The sequence below is a fragment of the Brevundimonas sp. genome (assembly GCF_018608325.1).
In the GTDB taxonomy this organism is placed as follows: Bacteria; Pseudomonadota; Alphaproteobacteria; order Caulobacterales; family Caulobacteraceae; genus Brevundimonas.
Genome location: NZ_JABAZW010000180.1, coordinates 13,953 through 16,985, shown reverse-complemented (window position 1 = coordinate 16,985; position 3,033 = coordinate 13,953). Strand labels below are relative to the sequence as shown.

At 66.3% G+C, this 3,033-nt stretch carries 5 protein-coding genes; 3 read left to right on the top strand and 2 right to left on the bottom strand.

The genetic code is table 11. The annotated features are described in order from the left end of the window. Window positions 1–695: amino acid permease (locus QZ281_RS18070; protein ID WP_292231005.1), on the top strand; the 695-nt coding region annotated here is incomplete at its 5' end. Beyond that, the gene (locus QZ281_RS18065) at window positions 695–1,048 is read left to right on the top strand and encodes an Hpt domain-containing protein (protein WP_292231002.1); all 354 of its coding nucleotides are present in this window, start codon (window positions 695–697) and stop codon (window positions 1,046–1,048) included. The genes QZ281_RS18070 and QZ281_RS18065, both read left to right, overlap by 1 nt. On the opposite strand, the gene QZ281_RS18060 is transcribed toward QZ281_RS18065, so the two are convergent. Together QZ281_RS18060 and QZ281_RS18055 are read right to left on the bottom strand one after the other, a co-directional pair. Then, complete coding sequence (locus tag QZ281_RS18060) at window positions 1,045–1,377, bottom strand: chorismate mutase (RefSeq protein ID WP_292230999.1); 333 nt, start codon at window positions 1,375–1,377, stop codon at window positions 1,045–1,047. The two genes, QZ281_RS18065 and QZ281_RS18060, sit on opposite strands and share 4 nt — an antisense overlap. Before the next feature lie 70 nt (window positions 1,378–1,447). Continuing rightward, entirely contained in the window at window positions 1,448–2,275 is an 828-nt protein-coding gene (locus QZ281_RS18055) for a ferredoxin--NADP reductase (protein ID WP_292230996.1), read from the bottom strand. 106 nt (window positions 2,276–2,381) lie between these two features. On the opposite strand from QZ281_RS18055, the gene QZ281_RS18050 reads away from it, so the two are divergent. Then, a partial coding sequence (locus tag QZ281_RS18050; RefSeq protein ID WP_292230993.1) for a DPP IV N-terminal domain-containing protein occupies window positions 2,382–3,033 on the top strand: 652 nt, incomplete at its 3' end.

Sequence of the window (3,033 nt, the reverse complement as noted above, 5' to 3'; positions counted from 1 at the left end):
CGATCTCGACCGCGGCCGAGGAAGCCAAGAACCCGGACCGAGATCTGGCCATCGGCATCGTCGGCTCGATGGTCATCTGCACCATCCTCTATATCGCCGTCGCGGCAGCCGCCATCGGCGCGGCCCCGACCGCCAGCTTCTCGGCCAGCCCCGAGCCGCTGGCCCACATCATGCGCGGTCTGGGGCAGGGCGTCGCTGCCCAGTGGATCGCCGCCGCCGCCGTGATCGCACTGCCGACGGTTCTGTTGGCCTTCCTGTTCGGTCAGAGCCGCATCTTCCTGGGTATGGCGCGCGACGGCCTGCTGCCCAACCGCCTGGCCAAGATCTCCAAGCGGGGCGTCCCGGCGGTCGTGACCATCTTCACCGCCATCGTCGTGGCCTTCCTGGCGGGCATCATGCGTCTGGACGAACTGGCGTCGCTGGCTAATGCTGGCACCCTGATGGCCTTCATGGCCGTGGGCGTCAGCCTGATCGTGCTGCGGGTGCGCGAACCCAACCGCGTGCGCAGGTTCAAGGCGCCGCTGTGGCCCCTGGTCGGCGGCGTCGCCATCATCGGCTGCATCATCTTCTTCTTCAGCCTGAAGAGCTCGACCCAGCTCTACTTCCTGCTGTGGAACCTGTTCGGTCTGGCCGTCTATCTGCTCTGGTCCTCGCGCAACTCGCGTCTGGCCAAGGGCGAGGAGCCGTCGGCCTGATGGCCCGCCGGGATTTGACGGGTGCAGTCGACTTTTCTGTGCTGGAGTCGATGACCGGCGGCGATGACGCCATCAATGAGGAGGTGCTGGGCCTGTTCGCCGAACAGGCCAGCCTCTGGTCCGCCCTGCTGGACCCCAAGGTCGATGGCTGGCGCGACGGCGTCCACACCATCCGGGGGGCGGCGGGCGGCATCGGCGCCTATGATCTGGCGGCGACCTGTGCGGATGCGGAACTGTCAGAGGATGATCTGGCAGGGCCCGCTCTGGAGCGGGTGCGGTCGGCGTTGTCCGACGCTCTGGCTGACGTCGCCGCCTATCGCCACGAGCTGATGCTCAAAAGCCTGAGGGGTTAGGTCCGCGTCTGATCGTAGGTCGCGAACTCATGCGCGATGCAGCGGTCGATCAGCAGGCGCCAGACCGGCTCGGCGATGTCGGGTGACAGGCCCTTGGTCTCAGCCGTCACCAGCACCTTGGCCACCACGTCGTCGATACGGGCCTGATCGAATACGGCGTCGCGGTTCGGCTTGATGCGGGCGGCGGCGTCCATATAGCGTTGACGCTCGGCCAGCAGTTCGACCAGTGCGCGGTCCAGTGCGTCGACGCCCTGACGGACATCGGCCATGGACTGGCAATCGGCGGGATCGACCCGGGAATCTACGGTGACGGGAGCAGACTTCGACATGGCGGCGGGGTTAGCCCGTCACGCGCGCGAAGCCAAGCCGTCAACCTGTCTCAACCGACGCCAATCCTTCTTAACCAACGAAGGCGCGTTCCAGCACATAGTCGGCGGGCTCGGCGTTGGAGCCTTCCTTCAGGCCGAACGTCTCCAGCAGTTCGCCCGCTTCCTTGATCATCGCCATCGACCCGCACAGCATCGCCCGGTCGCGCGCGGGATCGAAACCTTCCGGCAGACCCAGATCACGGAAGAAGTCGCCCGACTTGATCCGGTCGGTGATCCGGCCCGGTGTTTCGAAGTCTTCGCGGGTGACGGTCGGATAATAGGTCAACTGCGCCTTGGCCTCATCGCCGATCAGCGGATCGTCATGGATCTCGCGGCTGAAGAAGTCGCGATAGGCCAGGTCCGCCACGCCACGAACCGTGTGGATCACATAGACATGGCCGAAGCGGGAATAGGTTTCGGGATCGCGCGCCACGCTCAGCCAGGGGGCCAGACCCGTGCCGGTGCCGATCAGGAACAGACGTTCGCCCCCGGTCAGGGCGTCCAGCACCAGCGTGCCGGTCGGCTTCTTGCCCATCAGCACCGTGTCGCCCGCCTGAATCTTCTGCAGGCGCGAGGTCAGCGGACCGTCGGCGACCTTGATCGAGAAGAACTCCAATTCCTCGGCCCAGTTGGGGCTGGCGATGGAATAGGCGCGCAACACCGGTTTGCCGCCGTCTTCGCCCGGCAGGCCGATCATCACGAACTCGCCGGAACGGAAGCGGAAATCCTCCGGCCGCTTGATGCCGAAGCTGAACAGGCTGTCGGTCCAGTGGCGCACCCACAGGACTTCCAGCTCATTGAACGGGCTGGCCTTCACGGGTGCGGGCGCCGGGGCGGGGGAGAGGGCTGCGTCAGTCATCGCGCGCTATTTAGTGTGAGAACCGCTCGCAGGGAAGGAAAAGGCGCGTCCCGCATGGCGAGATTTCCTCGTGACGGCTTGCAGCCGCGCCGTTAGCTTCGTCCGCATGCGCAACATCCTGCTCCTGTCCGCCGCCGCTGTCGCTCTCGCCGGGCCAGCTCTCGCTCAAACCCCGTCGAACATTCTGACGCCGGAACGGGTCTTCGCCGATCCGGCTCTGGGCGGTCCGGTGGCCAAGGGGGTCAGCCTGTCGCCGGACGGCGAACTGGTCGCCTTTCTGCGGTCGCGCGACGACGACGTCAGTGTGCAGGACCTGTGGGCCGCCCCGACCGGACCCGGCGAACCCTACAAGCTGATCGACGCCCGCGCCCTGGTTCCCGACGCAGGCGAGTTGTCTGAGGCGGAGAAGGCGCGGCGTGAGCGCCAGCGTATCTCGGCGCGTGGCGTGGTCGATTATTCGTGGGACGAACAGGGTCGCTATATCCTGGCCCCGCTGGAGGGCGACGTCTTCCTGGCCAACCGCACCGACGGCTCGGTGCGCCGCCTGACCCAGACCCCCGGCGACGAAATCGACGCCAAGGTCTCGCCGCTGGGCAATTTCGTCTCCTACGTCCGCGACCAGAACCTGTTCGTCTTCAACCTGACCACCAACCGCGAGCGGGCGCTGACCACAGACGGCGCCGGACTGGTCACCTGGGCCACCGCCGAGTTCATCGCTCAGGAAGAACTGGACCGCGACACCGGCTATTGGTGGAGCC

Coding starts and splice junctions, on each gene's coding strand:
- QZ281_RS18055 (WP_292230996.1), bottom strand. CDS start 2,275: ATGACTGACGCAGCCCTCTCCCCCGCCCCGGCGCCCGCACCCGTGAAG.
- QZ281_RS18060 (WP_292230999.1), bottom strand. CDS start 1,377: ATGTCGAAGTCTGCTCCCGTCACCGTAGATTCCCGGGTCGATCCCGCC.
- QZ281_RS18065 (WP_292231002.1), top strand. CDS start 695: ATGGCCCGCCGGGATTTGACGGGTGCAGTCGACTTTTCTGTGCTGGAG.